Annotated in this window: 24 protein-coding genes; 11 read left to right on the top strand and 13 right to left on the bottom strand. The window is 34.8% G+C overall.

The features are described from left to right. Window positions 1-90 precede the first annotated feature (90 nt). Together BLR30_RS02310 and BLR30_RS02305 are read left to right on the top strand one after the other, a co-directional pair. Window positions 91-2,148, top strand: a complete 2,058-nt coding sequence (locus tag BLR30_RS02310) for a M3 family metallopeptidase (RefSeq protein ID WP_089854072.1) — start codon at window positions 91-93, stop codon at window positions 2,146-2,148. A gap of 150 nt (window positions 2,149-2,298) precedes the next feature. After that, a complete protein-coding gene (locus BLR30_RS02305) occupies window positions 2,299-2,904 on the top strand; it encodes a hypothetical protein (RefSeq protein ID WP_089854069.1) in 606 nt (201 codons plus the stop codon). Window positions 2,905-2,967: 63 nt separating this feature from the next. Here the strand turns inward: BLR30_RS02305 and BLR30_RS02300 are convergent, their stop codons facing one another. The 3 genes from BLR30_RS02300 to panD all read right to left on the bottom strand — a co-directional run bounded on the left by BLR30_RS02300 (window position 2,968) and on the right by panD (window position 5,090). Continuing rightward, window positions 2,968-3,543, bottom strand: a complete 576-nt coding sequence (locus tag BLR30_RS02300) for a TerD family protein (protein ID WP_089854065.1) — start codon at window positions 3,541-3,543, stop codon at window positions 2,968-2,970. Window positions 3,544-3,691: 148 nt separating this feature from the next. Then, complete coding sequence (locus BLR30_RS02295; RefSeq protein WP_089854063.1) at window positions 3,692-4,735, bottom strand: lysylphosphatidylglycerol synthase transmembrane domain-containing protein; 1,044 nt, start codon at window positions 4,733-4,735, stop codon at window positions 3,692-3,694. A 4-nt stretch (window positions 4,736-4,739) separates the two neighbouring features. Beyond that, window positions 4,740-5,090 (bottom strand): aspartate 1-decarboxylase, encoded by a 351-nt coding sequence (panD, locus tag BLR30_RS02290; protein WP_072954497.1) that lies wholly within the window; start codon window positions 5,088-5,090, stop codon window positions 4,740-4,742. 398 nt (window positions 5,091-5,488) lie between these two features. On the opposite strand from panD, the gene BLR30_RS02285 reads away from it, so the two are divergent. Continuing rightward, window positions 5,489-5,779: an HU family DNA-binding protein gene (locus tag BLR30_RS02285; protein WP_029294646.1), complete on the top strand. Its 291-nt coding sequence runs from the start codon at window positions 5,489-5,491 to the stop codon at window positions 5,777-5,779. A gap of 112 nt (window positions 5,780-5,891) precedes the next feature. Here BLR30_RS02285 and pdxH read toward each other — a convergent pair whose 3' ends face one another. Beyond that, window positions 5,892-6,536 carry a pyridoxamine 5'-phosphate oxidase gene (gene pdxH / locus BLR30_RS02280; RefSeq protein WP_089854060.1) on the bottom strand — a complete coding sequence of 215 codons (645 nt, stop codon included), beginning with the start codon at window positions 6,534-6,536 and terminating at the stop codon, window positions 5,892-5,894. A 24-nt stretch (window positions 6,537-6,560) separates the two neighbouring features. On the opposite strand from pdxH, the gene BLR30_RS02275 reads away from it, so the two are divergent. Together BLR30_RS02275 and BLR30_RS02270 are read left to right on the top strand one after the other, a co-directional pair. Next, on the top strand, window positions 6,561-7,109 hold the full coding sequence (locus tag BLR30_RS02275; RefSeq protein WP_089854056.1) for a YqgE/AlgH family protein: 549 nt from the start codon (window positions 6,561-6,563) through the stop codon (window positions 7,107-7,109). 101 nt (window positions 7,110-7,210) lie between these two features. Further along, window positions 7,211-7,798, top strand: a complete 588-nt coding sequence (locus BLR30_RS02270; RefSeq protein ID WP_089854053.1) for an N-acetylmuramoyl-L-alanine amidase family protein — start codon at window positions 7,211-7,213, stop codon at window positions 7,796-7,798. 70 nt (window positions 7,799-7,868) lie between these two features. Here the strand turns inward: BLR30_RS02270 and BLR30_RS02265 are convergent, their stop codons facing one another. The 9 genes from BLR30_RS02265 to BLR30_RS02225 form a co-directional block, all read right to left on the bottom strand. Next, on the bottom strand, window positions 7,869-8,642 hold the full coding sequence (locus BLR30_RS02265) for an aminotransferase class IV (protein WP_089854049.1): 774 nt from the start codon (window positions 8,640-8,642) through the stop codon (window positions 7,869-7,871). A gap of 110 nt (window positions 8,643-8,752) precedes the next feature. Beyond that, window positions 8,753-9,139 carry an START-like domain-containing protein gene (locus BLR30_RS02260; protein ID WP_029294636.1) on the bottom strand — a complete coding sequence of 129 codons (387 nt, stop codon included), beginning with the start codon at window positions 9,137-9,139 and terminating at the stop codon, window positions 8,753-8,755. Window positions 9,140-9,416: 277 nt separating this feature from the next. Beyond that, complete coding sequence (locus BLR30_RS02255) at window positions 9,417-10,592, bottom strand: aspartate aminotransferase family protein (RefSeq protein WP_089854627.1); 1,176 nt, start codon at window positions 10,590-10,592, stop codon at window positions 9,417-9,419. A gap of 410 nt (window positions 10,593-11,002) precedes the next feature. Next, entirely contained in the window at window positions 11,003-12,760 is a 1,758-nt protein-coding gene (locus tag BLR30_RS02250) for an OstA-like protein (RefSeq protein ID WP_089854046.1), read from the bottom strand. Next, window positions 12,753-13,226 carry a Fur family transcriptional regulator gene (locus tag BLR30_RS02245; protein WP_042720826.1) on the bottom strand — a complete coding sequence of 158 codons (474 nt, stop codon included), beginning with the start codon at window positions 13,224-13,226 and terminating at the stop codon, window positions 12,753-12,755. The genes BLR30_RS02250 and BLR30_RS02245 overlap by 8 nt, the downstream gene beginning before the upstream one ends. A 67-nt stretch (window positions 13,227-13,293) precedes the next feature. Then, on the bottom strand, window positions 13,294-15,288 hold the full coding sequence (locus tag BLR30_RS02240; RefSeq protein WP_089854043.1) for a KUP/HAK/KT family potassium transporter: 1,995 nt from the start codon (window positions 15,286-15,288) through the stop codon (window positions 13,294-13,296). A 123-nt stretch (window positions 15,289-15,411) separates the two neighbouring features. After that, on the bottom strand, window positions 15,412-16,392 hold the full coding sequence (locus tag BLR30_RS02235; RefSeq protein ID WP_089854040.1) for a pyruvate dehydrogenase complex E1 component subunit beta: 981 nt from the start codon (window positions 16,390-16,392) through the stop codon (window positions 15,412-15,414). A gap of 109 nt (window positions 16,393-16,501) precedes the next feature. Continuing rightward, entirely contained in the window at window positions 16,502-16,918 is a 417-nt protein-coding gene (locus tag BLR30_RS02230) for a DUF2147 domain-containing protein (RefSeq protein ID WP_089854037.1), read from the bottom strand. Window positions 16,919-17,086: 168 nt separating this feature from the next. Then, window positions 17,087-19,018: an LTA synthase family protein gene (locus tag BLR30_RS02225; protein ID WP_089854035.1), complete on the bottom strand. Its 1,932-nt coding sequence runs from the start codon at window positions 19,016-19,018 to the stop codon at window positions 17,087-17,089. A gap of 163 nt (window positions 19,019-19,181) precedes the next feature. Here BLR30_RS02225 and BLR30_RS02220 point away from each other — a divergent pair, with 163 nt between their 5' ends. The 6 genes from BLR30_RS02220 (at window position 19,182) to BLR30_RS02195 (ending at window position 22,713) form a co-directional block, all read left to right on the top strand. Further along, window positions 19,182-19,895: a CDP-alcohol phosphatidyltransferase family protein gene (locus tag BLR30_RS02220; RefSeq protein WP_089854032.1), complete on the top strand. Its 714-nt coding sequence runs from the start codon at window positions 19,182-19,184 to the stop codon at window positions 19,893-19,895. Between the two features lie 62 nt (window positions 19,896-19,957). Further along, entirely contained in the window at window positions 19,958-20,722 is a 765-nt protein-coding gene (locus BLR30_RS02215) for a 3'-5' exonuclease (protein WP_089854029.1), read from the top strand. Between the two features lie 2 nt (window positions 20,723-20,724). Further along, window positions 20,725-21,123 carry a putative signal transducing protein gene (locus BLR30_RS02210; RefSeq protein ID WP_089854026.1) on the top strand — a complete coding sequence of 133 codons (399 nt, stop codon included), beginning with the start codon at window positions 20,725-20,727 and terminating at the stop codon, window positions 21,121-21,123. A gap of 126 nt (window positions 21,124-21,249) precedes the next feature. Next, window positions 21,250-21,540, top strand: coding sequence for a hypothetical protein (locus BLR30_RS02205; protein WP_089854023.1), 291 nt, complete (start codon window positions 21,250-21,252; stop codon window positions 21,538-21,540). Window positions 21,541-21,609: 69 nt separating this feature from the next. Continuing rightward, window positions 21,610-22,215 carry a fumarylacetoacetate hydrolase family protein gene (locus BLR30_RS02200; protein WP_089854020.1) on the top strand — a complete coding sequence of 202 codons (606 nt, stop codon included), beginning with the start codon at window positions 21,610-21,612 and terminating at the stop codon, window positions 22,213-22,215. 60 nt (window positions 22,216-22,275) lie between these two features. Further along, on the top strand, window positions 22,276-22,713 hold the full coding sequence (locus BLR30_RS02195; RefSeq protein ID WP_089854018.1) for a universal stress protein: 438 nt from the start codon (window positions 22,276-22,278) through the stop codon (window positions 22,711-22,713). Window positions 22,714-22,768 lie beyond the last annotated feature (55 nt).

Genomic DNA, 22,768 nt, shown 5'->3' with positions numbered 1-22,768 from the left:
CACCTTTTTGACCGGGCATTATTTTTGAGCATTGATCCTGGAAAATCACGATGATTTAGTACATTTACAATAATTAAAAGAATTAAAAAAATGAACATTTTAACAGAAAAATTTAATACACCATATCATTCAGCCCCTTTCAATCAAATAGAAAATGAAGATTACCTTCCGGCTTTTAAAGAACTTATTCAAAAATCCGAAGAAGAAATCAATACGATTGTAAACAATCCTGAAGAGCCTACATTTGAAAATGTGATTGAAGCGTTGGCTTATTCCGGTGAGGGACTGGATGTAGTTTCCAATATATTTTTTAATTTGAATTCTGCAGAAACAAGTGATGAATTACAGCAAATCGCTCAGGAAGTTTCACCGATTCTAACAGAATATTCATCAAAAATTTCTCAAAACGAAGCTTTATTTAAAAAGATTAAAAAAGTTTACGACGAAAAAGACAAATATCAACTGAACGAAGAACAACAAATGCTGCTGAATGAAACGTATAAAGGATTTGTAAGAAGCGGTGCTTTATTGAATGAAGAAGATAAAGAAAAACTGAAGAAAATAAGTATGGATTTATCTCTGAAGTCCCTTAAGTTCGGGCAAAATGTACTGGCTTCAACGAATAATTATTTTAAACATATCACGCATAAAGAAGATCTGACAGGAATTCCTGAAGCTATTATGGAACAATATGCTGAAGAAGCAAAAGAAAGAAATCTTGATGGTTGGGTCGTTACTTTGCAATATCCCAGCTATGTTCCGTTCATGACGTATGCCGAAAATCGTGAGCTGAGAAAAGAAATCGCACTGGCGAATGGTAAAAAATCTTTTGATGGTGGAAAATTTGATAATCAGAATCTTATTAAAGATCTTCTTAGTTTAAAACAACAAAAAGCGGAATTATTAGGTTATAAAAACTATGCAGAATATGTTTTGGAAGAAAGAATGGCAAAATCGCCAACCAAAGTCATTGATTTTCTGAACGAACTTTTAACCAAAGCAAAACCTTATGCTGATAAAGAGATCGAAGAGCTGAAATCTTTGGCAAAGGCTGATGGAATTCAAGAAATGCATGCTTACGATCATGCTTTCTATGCTGAAAAACTTCGTAAAGCTAAATTTGACCTTAATGATGAAGAATTAAAACCTTATTTTCCATTAAATCAGGTTCAGGATGCTGTTTTTGGATTGGCCGGTCAACTCTTCGGATTAAGTTTTGAGGAGAGAAATGATATACCCAAGTACCATGAAGACGTGAAAGTATATGAAGTTTTTGAGGAAGGAAGCGTGAAGTCGGAAGATGCAACTACCCATCCTGAAAAAAAATTCAAAGCTTTACTTTATGTAGATTATTTTCCAAGAAAAGGCAAAAGAGCCGGCGCATGGATGACAAGCTATAAAAGTCAGTACCAGAAAGGCGGAGAAAATTCACGCCCGCACATTTCAATCGTTTGTAATTTCACCAAACCAACGAAAGATACACCGAGCTTATTGACCTTTCAGGAAGTGACCACTTTATTTCATGAATTTGGGCACGCACTCCACGGAATGCTGGCCAATACACAATATCCTACTCTTTCCGGAACGTCTGTAAAATGGGATTTTGTGGAATTACCATCACAATTCCTTGAAAATTTCTGCTACGAACCTGAATTCCTAAAAACTTTTGCCAAACATTATAAAACGGGAGAAGTTTTACCGGACGAAAAAATTGAAAAAATTGCTCAGTCAAAAAATTTCATGGAAGGCTATCAAACCCTGAGACAAATTGGTTTTGGTTTGCTTGATATGAATTATCATACGAAAGTCGAAGAACTGATCGGCAGAACTGTAAAAGAATTTGAGGACGAGTATACGAAAGCGACTCAGCTTTATCCGGCAAATCCTGAAACGGCGATGAGCCCGAGTTTCTCGCATATTTTCCAGGGCGGATATTCAGCCGGATATTATTCTTACAAATGGGCAGAAGTTTTGGATGCCGACGCTTTTCAGTATTTTAAAGAAAACGGAATTTTCAACCCTGAAATTGCAGCAAAATATAAAATTCTGCTTTCCTCGGGTGGTACAAAAGATCCGATGGAATTATACAAAAGCTTCAGAGGAAGCGAGCCGAAAGTAGAGAGTTTGTTGAAGAGAGCGTTTGAGTAATAATGATTAATATATAAATCAACTTTTAGAAATTGAAAATCCTTACTATACTTTAGCTTTAGCTTATGTGTTAAAAGTCATTAGTATTAACGATTAAGTTCATCTTATTTTCATTACCTTTAATAAAACCAAAAAAGGATTTATATAATTATGAAAGACGAACTATATTTTATAAAAACAGATCCTGTAAGCGCAAAGATTAATCTTTACAACAAACTATGCTGTGAAGAAGACGGAATGCTCACGTATCTCAAAGATAATAAGAAAGACAATCTTGAGATCATCAAAAGTAAGACGCTTGACAATATCGAAAATTTTTCCCGTGAAGAATTTTGCAGTATTTTCAATTGGTTTAATGCTAAATACGGTGCTGACCGTGAAGAAATGAAAACCCAACTTTTCGTACACGGAATTGATGTATTTTATGACATCTCAAATCCGTTATGTATTGAAAACTTTTCACATATTCTTTCAGGGTATGAAGATTATTTACAAAGTAAATTTACTTTCACCGTCAATTCCGAAAGTTTCAATCATTTTCTGATTTATGCTCTCTTTTTCACAGGTCTGGCAAATGCTGAAGAAAAGTATCTTTTTGAGTTTTTAAAACCCGATCACAAAATACTCTATTCACTGGCAGAAAAAGCTTATGATGAAAAAAGGTATGAACTGACTCTGCAACCTGAAATGTATCAATACTTTTCAGATCTTTACGATTGTACAAAGTTTTACAAAGGATCTGTTATTACAATTTAAAAAATTAAGAGACTTTTTTGAGTCTCTTAATTATATTCTGTGAGCCTTTTTTACAAAAAATGATTATTTAATAATCTGACCTTTATAATATTTCTCAAGGAAGAATGAAAGATCTGCTCTGTAGCCAATACCGGATGCCTCAAATCGCCAGCTTCCGCCTTTTTTATACAGCCTCCCGAATTCTACACCTGTCTCAATAGAAAAATCTTCATCGAGTTCGTATTTTGCAATTTCCTGATTGGTTACCGTATCAACAATTCTGATGTAGGAATTTCTGACCTGTCCGAAATTCTGCTTACGTCTTTCGAAATCTTCAATAGTTACAACAAAAAGAATTTCTTCCACATCCTGATTTACTTTTTCAAGATCAACGATAATAGCCTCATCATCGTCACCATCGCTGTTTTTACCATTAGGATCATCACCTGTATGGGTAAGCGCACCATCCGGAGAATTCAGGTTATTATAAAAAACAAAATATTCTTCACTTACCAGCTTTCTGTCACGATCAATCATGATTGCAGAAGCATCAAGGTCAAAATCATATCCCGTTCCTTCATTCGGATCCCAGCCAAGACCGATGGTCATTTTTGTGAATCCAAGTTCAATTCTCTGCCCTTTCTGTAAGTTAATTGCCATATTATATTGAGTGTTTACGTTTCTTGATCTAAGTTATAGCTGTTTCAGGAATTTTCCAAATATTCATTGGTAAAATACCCGTTCAGTAATATCAAAAACAAAAAAAATCCGATCAAATTGACCGGATTGTATTTTTATCAGAAAATCATTAATGAAATTCATATTTTCCGACTACTTTATTTCTTGCCCTGGCCAGCATCGGAATTGAGATAAGACCCATACTCAACATGATTATAATTTGCAAAGGCAATGAAATAAATGAATAGGTCAATCCTATTTCACCACCCAGTTCACCACTTTTCCCCATTGAAATAAATAAGGCCATAAAACCATATTTCATCGCAAGGTTGAATGCACCAATTCCGCCGCTTGCAGGAATAATCATCCCAAAAGTTCCTACAACAAGAATTAAAAACCCATCATCAAAGGTAAAGCCTGAAGTTTCCGGCAAAGCAAAACATACTAAATATGCTGCAAAATAATACGAAACCCAAATTCCTATTGTATAAAGAATGAATTTTCCTTTTTGTTTTAATTTAAAAATTGTTTTCAAGCCTTCAAAAATTCCTAATAAAACTCCAACAATCTTTTTAAAAAAAACATTGTCCTTTATTCTATTTTTAAATATAAAATATAGAATCAATAGTGAAATTAAAGAAACTAAAAATATGTAAAGATAGACAGTAGCATTCTCTAACTTTTTTAAAAACTCCTTTTCTATATATTTCCAAAAAGAAACTATTGTATTGAATTTAAAGATTAATGTTAACCCTAAAAAAATAACCATACAAGCCAGATCCACCACTCTTTCCAAAATAATTGTACCAATAGATTTGTCTACAGGCACTTTTTCTACACCATACAAAGCTGTCGCCCTAGCTACCTCACCACTTCTTGGTATGGTAAGATTCATTAAATAACCGAATGAAATCGACCATAGCGAATTGGAATTTGAAATAGTATGCCCCATAGGTTCCAGCATCAGATTCCAGCGTATTGCCCTGAACCAGTATGCCGCAATTCCGAAACAAGCAGCAAATAAAACCCACCAGTAATTAGCTTTAGATAAAGACTTTTGGATAACCTTAAAATCCAGACCTTTGAGGGCAAACCATAAAAAAAAGCCTGCAAAAGCAAGCGAAATTACTATTGTAAGTATTGATTTTAAAGGACTTTTTGTTTTTTTCTCCATCAGATTACGTCAAAAGATTCGTTTTTTCGTCCGGGAAAACAATTTTTGGCTGAAAATCCTGAGCTTCTTCCGGGGTCATCTGAGCGTAAGCAATAATAATGATGATGTCATCCTTCTGAACTTTTCTTGCTGCCGGACCATTCAGGCAAACCTCTCCTGATTTTCTTTTCCCTTTGATCACATAAGTGTCAAAACGCTCACCATTGTTGACATTAACGATATATACTCTTTCTCCCACGACTAGGCCTGCGGCCTCAATAAGATCTTCATCTATAGTAATACTCCCGATATAATTAAGGTCAGAAGCCGTTACTCTCACCCTGTGAATCTTAGACTTAAAAACTTCTATTAACATACTGCAAATTTATTAATAAAAATCAATAAAACGATTTTTTAGGATGATTTTAAAAGTGGCAGAAACCCAGTAGTTTAATTTCTTTAAATATAATTTTTTAAGTTTTTACTTATAAAATTAATAACTATATCCTGAAAACCTTATTACTTTATACAAAATTCAGGATTTAATAAATACATAAAATAATTTATAAATTTTCATAAAGTCAATACACATAAGCATTTGGCATGATTTTAGTGACGCGTAACGTACATTTTACGTGAAAAATGAAATTATCATATTTGAACCAATTTCATCAAAAAACAAAAAAATTATTTATTTATTTAGAAAAAAATTGCACATATAGAAAATAGTATTATATTTGCTATTATTACGAACTAACTTTAATATTAAAAATTATGAACAAGTCTGAATTAATCGACGCAATCGCAAAAGATGCCGGAATCACTAAAGTTGCAGCTAAAGCCGCTTTAGAATCATTCATCAATAACGTAATGACTACTTTAAAGAAGAAAGACGGAAAAGTTTCTTTAGTAGGATTTGGTACTTTTTCAGTAGCTGAGAGAGCTGCAAGACAAGGTATCAACCCTGCAACTAAAAAACCAATCAAAATTGCTGCTAAAAAAGTTGCTAAATTCAAAGCAGGAGCTGATCTTTCAAACGCAGTTTCCGGAGCTAAGAAAAAATAATCTGTTCAGATTAAAAAAAGCAACCTCATCGCCTGATGAGGTTTTTTTTATTGAAAAAATGGAGATTTGCATAATATTAGTCTATACAAACAATATTTACCCTTTAATTAACCTAAGGCGCTAAACGGGAAATCTTCCAGTCGATACCATTTTCCAGTTTATAAATAATCCTGTCATGCAGACGGTTTGGTCTCCCTTGCCAAAATTCAATCTCATAAGGTTTTGCAATATATCCGCCCCAGTTTTCAGGCCTTGGAACTTCAGTGTTTTCGTATTTTTCTTCAAGATCTTTTAACTTCTGCTCTAAAAATTCTCTGTCTGGGATCTCGCAGCTTTGTGGTGATACCACTGCTCCCAGCTGACTTCCCTTCGGCCTGGAATGAAAATATCCGTCACTAAGATTTTCGGCTATACGTTCAAGATTTGCTTTAATGATGATTTGCCTTTCAAGATTAGGCCAGAAAAAATGAAGACATGCCTTATGAGTTTTTTCTATAGCTTTCCCTTTTCTGCTGTCGTAATTGGTATAAAAAATAAATCCTTCATACGTATAAGCTTTCAGCAAAACCATCCTCGTACGTGGGCAACCATCATCTTCCAACGTGGAAACAGCCATCGCATTAGCCTCAGAAATTACCGGATTTTCACTCGCATCCAGGAACCAGTCTCGAAATTGCTCAATAGGGTTTTGTTTTATCTCACTTTCAATAAGTTGGGATCTCTCGTACACTTTTCTTTTATCGTGCAGGTTTTCCATAAATATTTTTTATTAAATTTGAGTATGAATTACTCCTACAAAGGTAAAATATTAATTTCCACACCTGACATTTCCGGTGATATTTTTTCCCGATCGGTAGTATTGGTTATTGAGCATAACGAACAGGGTGCATTTGGTTTGATTTTAAATAAAAAAAACGGCCAGATGAGCGATAAATTTAAAGACTTTTTCGACTTTAAAATCGAGGTCTACGACGGTGGCCCTGTAGAAAACGACAAGGTTTTCTTTATTATAAAAGGAAAAAAAGTAACGGAAACTTACGTTGAGATTACTCCTGAATTTTATTTAACAGAAGATATTGAAAATATTATCAGCGCCGTTTTGAATGGTGAACTAGATATTAATAATGTAAAAATATTCTCAGGTTATTCCGGATGGACATCGATGCAGCTGGATGGAGAAATTCAGAAAAAAGTATGGACGGTAGTAGATGTTTATAATCTGGATTACACTTTACCGAACGACCAGACCCTCTGGAAATCAATCATGCAGAATCTTGGCGGAGAGTATTTACTTTGGGCAAATTCGCCTGAAGACATTTCTTTAAACTAATATTTTTTTCTGATTTTTGAATTTAACAATTCTTTAGGAGAACGTTAACCAATTTTAATTAAATTATTTCCGTTATTTGTTAAACTAAAAATTCAACGGATATGAAAGGAATACAACTACTCGTTATAACAGTTTTCTCTGCAGCGTTTTTATCTTTCACTCCTGAACATAAAAAATTAATTATCATTGATGCCGGCCATGGCGGAAGCGATATGGGTGCCAACAGAAATGGTATCTACGAAAAAAATATTGTCCTGAACATCGGAAAAGAAATTCAGAAACTCAATTCATCTCAGGATAAATATGAGATTATTATGACAAGAGACAGCGACACTTACAATCAGCTTACGGAGCGAACTACCCTGATTAACAAACTGAATCCTGAATTGGTAATTTCACTTCACGTTAACAGCAGCCCCGACATGGAATCCTTACAGCAAGGTTCGGAAATTTACACTCAAAATACGGAAGCTTCAAAAAATTTAGCCAAAAGAATTTCAAAAAAATTCAATGTACAGAAAATTGAAGAAAAAAATCTTCATATCCTTCGGGAATCTAAAGCCCCAGCAATTCTCATGGAGCTTGGCTTTATCAATAACGTAAAAGATTTGGAATATCTTACCAGCGAAAAGGGGCAAAAAGAAGTTGCTCAAAAATTCGCTGATGTTTTCAATGAATACACTGAATAAAAAATAATTCTGACATTTTCGGAATAAAACCCGGTAAAGGACTTTAATGTTGTTTACCGGGTTTGTCAATTTAAAAACTCTCTCTCCAACTTTTCACCAATTCTGAAAACCTGATATTTTCAAAAGTTTTATTTCGTATTTTACCTACCGAGAAGATTCCTTTTTCATCGGAAATTAAAAGAATTTCTTCGGCTTTCTGAGACTCAAATGCAATAATCTCATGCTCCTGAATATCAGCAAGATTATTTTTATGTAGAAAAGTAACAAAATTTTCCATTAAAGGCGAAATGTACGCACCTTCTGCCTGTTTCGGAATCTTTATAACATTCCCTTCCAAAAAAAGAAGATTACCGGACGAAGCACGCGCAATCCTTTTATTGGGATTCAGGAAAATAACATCGTCGAGATCATTTTCCTGTGCATAGATTTCTCCGTAAATATTTTCCGCACTATGAACACGGATATTGCTCAAAAGATTATTATTAACGTTAATTTCTTTGATTAAATCAAGCTCTAAAGGCCTTTCGTGAATAGCCAGAACATCAGACATCTCCAATACTTCATAATAATAGGAAACAGACGACTTCGACAAGGTGACACCATCCGTATTTCTGAAAACCAGAAAATTGATAATTCCGTTTTCAATCCCACTACCTTCAATAATATCTTTTCTGAAAAGTGACTGAAAAAATTCCAGCGTGTACGACAATGGAATATTCATCCTCATCTTTCTCATGGAAGCCATCAGGAAAAAATAGCATTCTTCGTCCATGATTAATTTTGCATTTCTTACAAAGAACGATACCTTCACAGCATCACCCGAAAGAAACGCTCTGTTTTTCATATGTAACTCTTCTGAAGTAAAATATTGATTTTCCAATTTATTCTGATTTATTATAAAAAAATAATGAACGATAAATCGTTCATCAGTTTTATCTGCAATACTGCCTACATTTAAGCGGCACCTAATTTTATTCTAAGGTTTTCGATAAGATTTTCCCAATACATAGCATTTTCTTCCTCATCTCCTTCTTCACAGAAATCTGTAATATTCAAGGCAAGATCTTCGGTAATATCATCGATTGTGATGGTCATTTCAAAGAAATGCTTCGTTCCTTCATCCTCTTCCCATCTGAAACGTACGAAACCTTCAGGCTTATATCTAATCAAAGTCGCCTTCTCTGCAGGGCCTCCTCCCCAGCTAAAAAAGAAATCATCTCCTTTCTCTGTCACATCATCCGCAAACCATTCAGATAACCCCTCTGCAGTCGCAAGATATTCGTATAATATCTCTGATAAGCAATGCATTGGAAATTCGTAATGGACTTTATGTTTCGCCATATAATCTTTGTTTTAATCGTCCCGCAATATATAAATTAATTTTTTTATTACACAAAAATGTGTTTACTTTTTTATACAATCTTCATGATATTTGTCAGCGATTTTGAAATATTTATTGTATCAGAATTTTACATAAAAACATCGTCCTGAACAGATCTATACTTCAGCAAATTTTTTAAGTATATCCAATTTAAGCTATAAATGCTTCATTATTAAACAAAATAAATGAAAGCATCGAAGTTTTTCGATGCTTTACTAAAGATAAACAACTAAAATTTTAATCTTCATTTAACACATCAAGAATTATCTGACAGCCTTCTATAATTTCTTCTTTTGAAATCGTAAGTGGCGGTGATATTCTGAGATATTCATTTCTGTACAGTTGCCAAAAGACGATCAGTCCTTTTTCCATACACCTCCCGGCAACTTTCAAAGTATATTCCGGAGTTCCAAGATTGACAGCGAGCATTAATCCTTTTCCGTTGATATTTTTAATTTTGGGATGAACAAGAAGATCCCTGTACAGCTTTTCTTTTTCTCCGACCTCGTTCATTAAACCACTTTCCAGAACTTCTTTAAGGGTTGCATAACTGGAAGCAGCAATCAACGGATTACCGCCGAAAGTGGTGATATGACCTAATTTGGGAGAGTGCGACAATGATTCCATTATTTCTTTTGAACTCATAAATGCTCCTACAGGTACTCCTCCACCCATTCCTTTTCCCATCACCAGAATATCCGGAACAATTCCGAAATGCTCAAATGAAAACAGCTTTCCGGTTCTTCCGAATCCCGGCTGGATCTCGTCAAGAATAAGTAATGCCCCTACTTCTTCGCATCTTTTTTTCAGATTGATGAGATAATCATGGTCGGGAACTAAAAATCCTGCAGCTCCCTGAATGGTTTCCATGATAACACATGCCGTTTTATCGGTAATTTTATCAAAATCTTTTTCGTTATTAAACTCAATGAACTTCACCATGGGCAAAAGCGGACGAAACTCTCTTTTGTGAGTTTCGTTTCCGGAAATGCTTAAAGCGCCATGTGTATTTCCATGATAAGAATTTTTAAAAGAAACAATTTCTTCTCTGCCTGTATATCTTTTGGCCAGTTTCAAACTACCGTCAATCGCTTCTGCACCACTGTTTACCAAATAAGTAATTTCTAAAGGATGCGGTGTTGATTCCGCGAGTAGTTTACACAAAGCTACCGGTTTTTCCTGAGCATATTCGCCGTAAACCATTACGTGAAGATATTTCTCTGCCTGCTGCTTAATGGCATTAACTACTTTAGGATGTGAATGCCCCAAGGTATTGGCGGAAACGCCTGCTACAAAATCCAGATATTTTTTTCCGTCGGTACCGTAAATATAGCTTCCTTCCGCCTTTTCCACTTCAAACCCTGCCGCAAATTTTGTAGTCTGCGCCTGATAGGTAAAAAAATCTTTTTGCATTTCCATATTATTGAAAAATTTCAGCAAAGCTAAAAAACATTCATCAAATGCCGAAATTAAACTGGTAAAATTAAAAAATCGCTTACAGTAAACTGTAAGCGACACACCAAATCACAAAATATTAATATAGCTTGTTTATTTCCTATATTAAATATAAGAAAAAAATAAATGAAAAATACATAATTATTAAAAAAAATAAAATTTTAACACTTATAATAAAGTCAATCGATTGATTAACCCCATAAAAAAACATTAAAATTTCAATATTATGAAGATTTCACATTTTAGAGAAGTTTGAAATCGAAAATATAGAATCATTAATCCTAATAGAAAATACCTAATTTTAAGCATATAAAAAACTCACTACTTTTCATTAAAATAGTGAGTTATATATCTTTAAAGATTTAAAATTATCTTCTGACGCGCTTAGGCTTTTTGGCTTCCTCTTTAGCTTTTTCATCTTCGATTACCTTTTGGGCAGAATCGTAAAGCGTATTATCGGACTCATATTTTACTTCAGGATAATTTGGAGTATCAACAAGAATATCCTGCCATTTTAAGATCCGGTCTTTTGTATTCCAGTTAAAATCCGGTAATTTACGTTTCGCAGGTTCAATCATACTCATTGGATATGTATCTGAAGCTGCACCGATATTACATTCTACCACATACAAAGCTTTTTCTTCAAAGATAGCATCAATAATTCCGCATGAGCTAAGAGTTATCCCTATCCGCTCTTTTTGTTTGGTCTGACCATTTTCATCATCAGAATATGTAATTGTCTGACCATTTCCGATCACTTTAGCCTCTCTTATATTATTATCTGCGCCGTAATATACCGTCATCAGCCTTCCTTTCACCTGATTGAATTCATCCTTCATATTCAGGGAATCGACTTTGCTGATCGCAAATGCATTTCCGATAACTTTTAAAGAGTCAATATTTTCTTTTTCTGTGTTAAAATAAGCTTCTACCTTATCACCTGTAACCTGTTTTCCGTTGCTCCATAAGATAGGCTCTGTGTACATATGAAGCACACCATCTGTCTCATTGAAAGCAATAGAATCGGCTCTTCCCTGCGCATTGGATTTGTAAAACCTTCCTTTTCTAAATGCTCTCAGGAAACTTTTTTTCACTTTTACATCCGCAGAATCAGGTTTTTGAAAAGAGAGTATTTTTTCTGCCGCAAAATACATGGAATCTTTTTCTAATGCTTTTACAGCATAAGGATTCTTTGTCATCATTGCAGAATCTTTCTTTTCATAGATCTCTCCGTATCCACCTTTGATCCATCTTCTTTCATTAGGGTCATCCAATGTAACATTTCCGGTTGCTTTTCCGAAACCGGTAAGCTGATTATAATACATTTCGTCTCCGGTAAGGATTTTATCGTTGTAATATACTCTGGAATTCTTATAAAGAAAAGCTTCCTTTGTATTCATATTATAATTCCCTTTGTCTGTAACAATACGGTTTTTGGGATTCTTTTTATTAGTAATGGTGGTTGGCCCATTGATATTGACAATATTGGTATTCTGATTCTGTACAACATTATCTCCCTCAAGCGTATATTGTGCATCTTCTATTTTTACTCTCCCTGAAAGATCAATCGTTCTTGTGGTGAGAAAATACGTTGCGGATTTTGAATACGTCGTACTTTTCCCATCATTGATCGTACCTCCCGTATTGTAATAAGCCTGATTTGAAACCCTGTCGTAATACATGGTTTCTGTTTTGATTACTGTTCCTTTCGGATCAATAAGAACCACATTTTTTCTGGCAATACCACGTTGGGTATTACCGTCGTATTCCATTTCGTCTGCAGTGATTACAGAACCGTCTGCATTTTGAAGTTTTACATTTCCTATTGCTTTTATGAAGTTTTGCTCTTCATAAACAATAACAAGATCTGCATTCAGTAAAGATCCCTGATGTGAAAACTGAACATTTCCGGTAAAATAATTATTACCGTCATATTTTTCATCCTTCCTCAATTCGTCAGAATGAATATGTTTAACTTTTTCCGGAGGCGGAGCGTTTTTCTGTGGAGCCGTTTTAGGAGTAAAATACGGATCTTTCTGCAAAGACTTCTGATTGTCCTGTGCAAAAATAAACGAAGAAATGCATACGAAAAGGCCAATAATCAGCCTAAAGGAAAAGTTAGTCATTCTTTGTACCATAAAAATACAGCGAATGAGAATCAATTTTCACCCCAAATGCTTCTTCAATAGCTTCTTTAATTCCCTGAATTCTCGGGTCACAAAATTCTATAATCTCCTCAATTTCCTTGTCGGAATTTTTTTTGTAGATCACAAGATGATCGTGCTGTTTGTCAAAATAAGATTTCTCGTAAGAAGAGGAAGTAAGTGTTTTCTCACCAAACTGATGTTTACGGATCAGTCCTGCATCAAGGAAAATCTCAATCGTGTTATAAATTGTTGCCTTAGAAACATGATATTTTTTCTGCAGCATCAAAAGGTACAGATCATCCACATTAAAGTGATGATCCATACTGTAAATTTCTTCTAATATTGTATATCGTTCAGGAGTGTTACGGAAACCTTTTTCAAGCAAATAGTTTCTTAAAACATCTTTAATAAGTGCAATATTTTTTTCTTTTTGTATTGTATCCATCAAAAAAATTATCTACAAATTTATTGATTTTTATTTAAATAAATATTGTACCACAATGTTAAAGAATTTAACTATTATGACGCTTATATTCGCATAGCTCTATTCTGGATTTGCCTACACAATCTTCTGTCATCGGTGCCGATTCCACCTCTACATTATGGGAGGTAATTCCCCAGGCTTTGAAATCATCACTTCCGATATACTTAACGAAATTATAAATATTCATGATAATTTTCTCTTTTACGGTAAGAAGTATATCGTTGATATAGGTATTATCTATGATTACATATTTCAGATCCGGCGGAATATTATGAGCTCTCAACGATGGATGGCTGCTTCTTGAAGGAATTGTTCCGTCTGCCATCATATCCCTTAAAACCATATCAAAATAATCATTAATTCTCCTGTCAATTTTAAAACCAAGCATAAAATTAATCTTATAGATCGTTCCCGGAAGCACTTCATCGATAGCATATTTGAAAGTGTATGGATCTTCCTGGTTGGTAATGCTCAAAATGAAATAATGATCGGCTCTTTTTGGTTGTTTTTTAATGATAGAATAGATAATCTTAGATTCTATTTCATCATTTCTTTTGGCTCTGCTGAGGTAAGCAAGATTGGTAGCGTATTTCGGAATCGTCTCATCAAGTTTCATATCCTTAATGATTGGAATATAGTTTTCCAGCTTAATGAATTTGATAAATTTTGTTTTGATAGATCTTCCGTTGTACCATGCATACATACAAACTCCGATAGAGCCTGCCAAAACTACCGTGATCCATCCGCCTTCCATGAATTTAATAATATTAGCACTGAAGAATCCTAATTCTATCGCCAGATAAACCAATGCAAAAACGAGGATAAAAAGCTTGTTTATTCTGTGCTTTAGCAGCCAGAAAACCAAAAGAACAGTCGTCATCAGCATTGTTACAGTGATAGAAAGCCCATAGGCAGCTTCCATTTTTCCTGATTCTTTAAAATGAAGAACCACAACGATACAGAATAACAAAAGTCCCCAGTTGATTCTCGGGATATACATCTGTCCTTTTACCCCTGAAGGATAATCAATTTTCTGATTAGGCCATAAGTTCAGAGACATTGCTTCTGAGAAAATTGTGAATGATCCTGTAATCAAAGCCTGGCTCGCAATAATTGCCGCAGCAGTTGCCAGAATAACTCCGGGAATCACCATCCATTCCTCCATAATTCCGAAGAAAGGATTCACCGCTGAAAAACCCGGTTTATTATAATTGGTTAAAAGCCATGCTCCCTGACCAAGATAATTTAATATCAGCATAATTTTTACAAATCCCCAGCTTACTCTGATGTTTTTTGCCCCGCAATGCCCTAAATCTGAATAAAGAGCCTCTGCACCTGTTGTACAAAGGAAAACAGCTCCTAAAATTATAATAGCACTTGGTGAATTGGCAATCAGTTTATATGCATAGTACGGATTAAAAGATCTCAGAATTTCAAAATTTTCGCTTAGATGGGATAATCCTAATCCGCCCAAAACCAAAAACCAGATTACCATCACGGGTCCGAAGAATTTACCGATAAAGCTTGTTCCAAACTGCTGGACAACAAAAATAACAATTAAAATTGCGATGGTAATGGGAACTACCGGTGTATGAGGATTGTAGATTTCAAGACCTTCAATTGCCGACATCACTGTCAATGACGGAGTGATAACGCCATCTGCAATAAGAGCTGCAGCCCCGACGATGGCAATGAGATACAGCCAGCCTTTTTTAAGGTTTTTCACCAATGAAAAGAGTGCAAGAATTCCTCCTTCCCCTTTATTATCTGCTCTAAGAGCTATAATAACATATTTTACTGTTGTCTGAAGGGTAAGTGTCCAGATGATACAGGAAAGTGCTCCTTCAATATATTCGTTAAAAGGCATCGTACTTCCGCCTACTCTTGCGTTGACGATTGCTTTCATTACGTAAAGCGGCGAAGTCCCGATATCCCCGAAAACAATACCCAGAGAAACCAAAACTCCAATAAAAGAAAGCTTCTTAATGTCAAAATGATGACCGCCTTCTGTAACTTCTGCCATATCAGCTAATTTTATTTTAAACGCGCAAATTTAAGTCAAAATAACAACCCCAAGAATTTTTCTTCATGAATATAATAAATGAAAAAACTTCCTTTCGGAAGTTTTTCTCTATAATTATGTTAATTATTTCACGTACATCGCTTTTTTGATTTCCTCTTTTACTTTTTCAAGTTTTGGGAACCATTCTGCAAATAGAGCCGCAGAGTAAGGAGCAGGCGCATCAGGAGTAGTGATTCTCTTGATTGGAGCATCCAGATGATCAAATGCTTTCTGCTGTACCATATAAGTAATCTCAGAAGCAACAGATCCAAATGGCCATGCTTCTTCAAGAACTACTAATCTGTTTGTCTTTTTAACAGACGCTAAAACAGTATCATAATCTAAAGGACGAACTGTTCTAAGATCAATTACTTCTACAGAAATACCTTCTTTAGACAAATCTTCCGCAGCCTGAATAGCCAGTTTCATGATTTTTCCGAAAGAAACCAACGTTACATCGCTTCCTTCTCTTTTGATATCTGCCTTTCCGATTGGTAGGTAGTATTCTTCTTCAGGAATTTCCATTTTGTCTCCATACATCTGCTCAGATTCCATGAAAATAACCGGATCATTATCCTGAATTGCTGTTTTCAATAATCCTTTTGCATCGTAAGGATTAGAAGGTACAACCACTTTCAATCCCGGACAATTGGCATACCAGCTTTCAAAAGCCTGAGAGTGTGTAGCGCCCAACTGACCTGCAGAAGCTGTAGGACCACGGAAAACGATAGGGCAATTCCACTGACCACCACTCATCTGACGGATTTTTGCAGCATTATTAATAATCTGATCAATTCCCACTAACGAGAAATTGAAGGTCATAAACTCTACGATTGGTCTGTTACCATTCATTGCTGCGCCCACAGAAATCCCTGCGAAACCAAGCTCAGCAATCGGTGTATCGATTATTCTTTTAGGACCAAATTCATCCAGCATTCCTTTTGAAGCCTTATATGCACCATTGTATTCTGCAACTTCCTCACCCATCAAATAAATGGATTCGTCTTTACGCATTTCCTCGCTCATTGCCTGTGCAATTACCTCACGAAAAGTATATTCTGCCATATCTTTTTGAAAAATTTAGAGTACAAAAATAGTGTTTTTTTATTATTCACATAGCAAAAACGACATCTCATTTAATGAAATGCCGCTTATTAATTTTATTTAATGCTAATTAATTAACTTTATGCCACGTTTGCGTTCTTCCAAGAAGAGAAAAGCCCAGATATCCTCTTACATTAAGGTTGTCTCCATCTTTCTTGATGGTACATTTGTAGGTTTTTCCGGTTTTAGGATCTGTTATCGTGCCGCCGGTAAATTCATCTCCATCTTTTTTAAGACCTCTGATGATTTCCATTCCCAGAATAGGCTTATTTTTCCTGTCGTCTTTACAATCTACACAATTAGGGTTTGCCGGTTTTATCAAAAGCTGGGAAACTTTTCCATAATACTGATCTCCTTTTTTATAGATTTCAACAATAGACTTTGCCTGTTTGGTTTCGTCATCTATTGTTTTCCATTTTCCTTCAATCTGCGCAAATGAAAAGACACCCACGAAAGAAAGAATAAATGTTAATACTAATTTTCTCATATTTTTATAGTTTTAATTGTAATAAAATAATTTGGTTGTGTATATGTTGCTAAAAATAGAAATTAATTTCGAAATAAAAAAAATATTTACTATCCGGAACATACATTAAGATAGATGCACTTTAATTCAAATAGTTAAATTGAAATATGCTGAATTTTATTCTCAAACTTAATATAATTTTCTATTAATAACTCTATTCATATAATCCTGATACCATGCTTTGGCTATCTTTTCACCTTTTTCTGCTTCAGGATTTTTTTTCAGTTGCTCCAAAAGGTTTTTCTCAAGTCCAAGATCAGATTTGTAAAAAATACCGACTACATCTTTACCATCGAAACGATAAATATAATTTCCAATGATAAACTGCTCTACGGAACCATCTGAATTAGCGATAATCGGATCATATTTTTTTTCACTCACGAGACTTCTTCCCCAGCTTCTTATTTTTTTATTGTAGCCAATGAGATCTGCTAAGGTAGGATAAATATCAATCTGCTGGGCAAACTCATTATTCACGCCTTTTAACTGATATTCTGGATTTGGAGAATAAAATATTAAAGGAACAGCAAAACGGTTCATAATTTTTTCATATTCAGAATAATACACTTCATTGGTATGATCTCCCGTGAAAACAAAAATCGTATTCTTATACCAAGGCTGTTTTTTAGCCGTTTCAAAATATTTCTTAATGGAATAATCTGTGTATTGAATCGGCTCGTGCATCGGATTCTTTCCTTTTTTAAATTTCCCATTGTATTTCTCAGGAATTTTAAACGGATGATGCGAAGAAGCGGTAAAAACAGTTGCCATAAACGGTTGTTTTTTACCTACATTTTTAGCAAAATATTGTAAAAACGGTTCATCCCAGATCGCCCACATTCCATCAAAATCATTATCGTTATTATATTCTGTTTTACCAAAATAATGTTTAAAACCTAAAATATTTCCAAAACCTAAAAAACCCATGGAACCATTTGGAGCACCGTGATAAAAGGATGTATCATATCCCATTTCATTACAGACAGAAACAATAGATTGGATTTTCTGGTTTGAATACGGCGAACTTGTAAAAGCATCTGTAAGGCTCGGAATTCCCGCTAAAACAGAACTCATCCCATGGATTGATTGTCTGCCATTGGCAAAAGTATTCGGAAAAATAAGACTTTGAGCTGCGAGACTATCCATAAAAGGTGTGTAAGAAACGTAATCTTTTATATTTTTATCCTTATTAAAAGCTCCGGAATATTCTCTGCTAAAAGATTCAACAATAAAAATAACAATATTGGGCTTCTCGGCAACCTTTCTTTCATATAATTTATACGGATGAATATTATCTTCTATAAATTTTTCATCAACGAAATGAACCTCTTTAAAATTATTAGTATTTAACGTTCTGAAAAACGAAAAAGTACTGTTCAGCACCATATTTCCCTGAGAAGGCAGTCTTACAAAACGGTTGGCATCCACCAGATTGATCGGTCTTGTGCTGTGTTTGAAATCTCCACGAATTCCCCCAACCGTAAGAACTGCTGTTAGACAAATCACAATTACAGACCATATAAAATACGGAACAAGCTTTACTGGTTTCTTCTCTGTTATCTTCACTTTTTTGTACAGGAAAACCCACAAGCCCATCAAAATCACAAACCAGATAAGCACAAAAGGATTCTGAACAACCGACGATGTAAAAACCTTGAAGATATTATTCTCATGTTTTGCGACCTGAAGTGCAGCGGAAGTCAGCCTCATCTGGGAAAACTTAAAATAAACCATATCCCCAAAGTTCATCGCATACGCAATTCCGTTGGTGATAAAGTACAGCCAGAAAAGAAATTTCTGATATCCTTTTTTTGTATTAATGATTATTGGAATAATGCTCAGTAAGATAAAAAGTGCGTTGACATATAAAATTGCTGTGGTATCGAACGCAATTCCGTGAAAAGACAGACTGAAATAATCTGACACAGAATCAATTTTTATTAGTCCGCGATTAAAATACCAGAACAAAAAACGCGCAATCTGATAGAAAAAATAAGCTAAAAAAATCCGGTATAACAATACCAGAATTTCCTGTTTTCTAAATTCTTTAAACAATTTCATCCCGCAAATTTACCAAAATAATGCAACAGTAAAACAATATAGTGATATATCAATGTAATATTGTATCAATGAAAAATTGAAGTGATTCAATAATTATTGTTAAATTGTTATACTATTGAATTGGCACATTGTTTAACTAATTTATTGTTTTAATTTTGTGACTATGAATTTTATTAAAAATAATCTTGCCAACGCCATCACATTAGGAAACCTTTTTTCCGGCTGTGTAGGTGCTATTCATCTTATTTTGGGTGATTATCAGACGACTGCCATCTGCCTGATTTTTTCTTTGATTCTGGATTTCTTTGACGGTTTTGTGGCAAGAGCTTTAAAATCAAATTCTAATCTTGGCGTTCAGCTGGATTCATTGGCAGATATGGTGAGCTTCGGGCTGGTTCCAGGTCTGACAGTGTTTAAAATTCTTGAACCATTTGGAAACAATCTTTCAGGAATCACTTTACCTTTTGAGGTTAAATATTTTGGATTGCTGATTACCCTTTTTTCCTGTTTAAGACTCGCTATTTTCAATCTTGATGAAGATCAGAAATATTATTTCAAAGGATTGAATACGCCAAGTAATACCATTTTAATCTTTGGATTATATTATACTGTTATACATGAAGAAATATTTGTTCATTTAGCAAATAACAGTTTGTTAATGATTATTTTAACAATACTTTCGTCATGGCTTCTGATTTCACCGATCAAAATGATCGCGATGAAATTCAAATCGATGAAGCTGCAGGATAATTATCCAAAAATCGCATTATTGATTGGTTCTGTTATTATTTTAATTATCTTTAAAACAGTCGGAATTCCTTTAGTCATCATTTATTATATCTTAATTTCTCTTATCTTTCAAAAACAATTGAAATAGGATAATTCTATCGTAATTCCATTTTCAAATTAACACATTCTCAAATTTTCAAATTATAAAAAATGAACTTAAAATTACATAAACCGCTCTGTATATTTGATTTAGAAACAACAGGAACCAACATCGGAAGAGACCGGATTGTTGAAATCTGCATTTTAAAAGTGAATCCTGATGCCTCGAGAGAAAGTAAAACATGGAAAGTAAATCCTGAAATGCCGATCCCGAAAGAAAGCAGCGAAATCCACGGAATCTATGACGAAGATGTAAAAGATGCGCCTACGTTCAAAGAAATTGCTCCGAAAATCATGGAAATGCTTGCCGGAAGTGATCTGGGAGGTTTTAATTCAAACCGTTTTGATGTTCCTTTACTGGCAGAAGAATTGCTGAGAGTGGGCATTGATTTTGATCTGAGCAAGTTCAGACTAGTAGATGCACAGACGATCTTCCATAAAAAAGAACCGAGAAACCTTAGTGCTGCATATCAATTTTACTGTGGAAAAACATTAGAAAATGCACACTCTGCGGAGGCTGATGTAATGGCAACTTTCGAGGTTCTGGATGCACAGGTCGGAAAGTATGATGATATTCCGAATGAAATCGGACCGTTGAGCGAGTTTACTTTTCATAATAAACACGCAGATCTTGCCGGATTTATCGGGTACAACGAAAAACTGGAGGAAGTTTTCAACTTCGGAAAGTATAAAGGACAGTGTGTGAAAGTTGTGTTTCAAAAGGATCTGGGATACTTCGGATGGCTTCAGAATGCAGAATTTCCTTTGTACACTAAGAAAGTCTTTACGAAAATCCAGTTATCAAGCAGATTTTAATCATGAGCGAACTTGTTAAATTCAAATTTTACGAAACGGCATTGCAAGCCAACAGAGATAAGCAGATTCTGGCTGAAAACGGTATTAACAGCTTTATTGCAAACGAACAGCTGATCCAGTCAGACTGGCTTCTTTCGCAGGCGGTTGGCGGAATCCAACTTCAGGTTTTTGAAGAAGATCTGGAGAAGGCGAATCAGGTTTTGGAGGATTATAAAGAAAATGAAGTGTTTTCTCTGGAAGTTGAACACACCATTGCAGATCCCGAATTTGATTTTGTATGCCCAAAATGTGGATCCAATCATATTTACAGGGATGACAGCGCGACAAGTTTTTTTGGTATTTCAATTCTGACAAGCCATAAATTCGTGTGTTATTACTGTGGAAATGAGTTTACTCATTAGATGCTTCGACAAGCTTGGCATGATATCATATTTCTCATTTTGAAGGATCAAATGTAAAGTAAAAATATATTTAACGCTAAAGCGCGAAGTTTTTTTGAATTTTAATGTGGCTATTTTTTGTCTGCAATGGCGTTTCACTCAGTGATTTTATGTCATTGCGAACAGACTGAAGGTCTGCGAACAAAGTTCAGAAGCGACGAAGCAATCTTCTGTACCACGCAGTTTTTTAGATTGCTTCACCTTCGGTTCGCAATGACAAACTTTGAAAGGGCAACAACTACTCTAGCCCCGATTGCAGCGACATCCTTTTGTGCAGCGGAGCGGAGCAAAAGATATAGCGGAAAGCGGGAAATAGCTCTTAAAAAAGAAAGGAAGCTGAAAGATGGAGGAAGGAAGTTTACTATCATTGAAAAATAAATTGACTAAATAATGTGAGATGAAATTGCTTCGTCGCATGAGCTTATCGCAATGACAAAATAAAAAATTATGAAAATAATCTGTATAGGAAGAAATTACAGCGAACACGCAAAAGAACTGGGAAATGAAATCCCGGAAAGACCAGTCATTTTTATGAAACCTGATACGGCTGTTCTGAAAGGAAATGATTTTTATATTCCTGAGTTTTCAAATGATGTTCATTACGAACTGGAAGTGGTCGTAAAAATTTCAAAAGGGGGAAAATACATCCAGAAAGAAACGGCTCACAAACATTATGAAGAAATCGGACTGGGAATTGATTTTACGGCTCGGGATCTTCAGAGTGACTTGAAGTCAAAAGGTTTACCTTGGGAACTTGCCAAAGGTTTTGATGGCTCTGCTGTAGTTGGAAATTTCTTTAAAAAAGAGGATTTTAATCTTGAATCTTTGAATTTTTCATTATTAAAGAACAAAGAAAAAGTTCAGGACGGAAATACAAAAGATATGATGTTCGGTATTGATGATATTATTGCTTTTGTTTCGCAATATTTTACCTTAAGAGTAGGTGATCTGATTTTTACAGGTACTCCAAAAGGTGTTGGCAAAGTCGAAGAAAACGACATTCTGGAAGCATACCTTGAAGATCAAAAAGTGATTGATATCAGAATATTATAGATAATTTAACACTGCTTTCTGCTATATTTTTCTTAACTTTAGTACACAAAATTAAAGGTTATGGTAAATATTGTATTGCCCGTAGATTTTGGGGACAAAACAGAACAGCTTATAGAAGGGGCCGTAAAATTTGCAAAGCAGGTAAACGGCAGAATTTTCCTTATTCACGTAGCACCATCTGATATTGGTTTTGCAATCGGAGATATGGGATTCCAGTATTTTCCGGAGGTTGAGGAGAACGAAATCAGAGAGGAGCTGGTGCAACTGAACAAAATTCAACAAAGAATTCTCGCTCACGATGTAGATTGCGAACATATTCTAAAACAGGGTATCGCCAAAGATATCATTCTTGAGCATGCACATGAAAAAAAAGCAGACTTTATCGTGATGGGATCACACGGACGAAGCGGAATTTACGATGTCTTTGTAGGGAGCTTAACAAAAGGAATTACTAAAGATTCTAATATTCCTGTGCTGGTATTGCCTATTCATGAATAAATAAACTTAATTATTTAACAATAAAAAAAGCCGACCAAATAGAAATTTGATCGGC

This window comes from Chryseobacterium taeanense (genome assembly GCF_900099685.1).
Classification (GTDB): domain Bacteria; phylum Bacteroidota; class Bacteroidia; order Flavobacteriales; family Weeksellaceae; genus Chryseobacterium; species Chryseobacterium taeanense.
The sequence above is the reverse complement of the archived record's forward strand: the minus strand, read 5'-3'. Positions and strand labels throughout refer to the sequence as shown.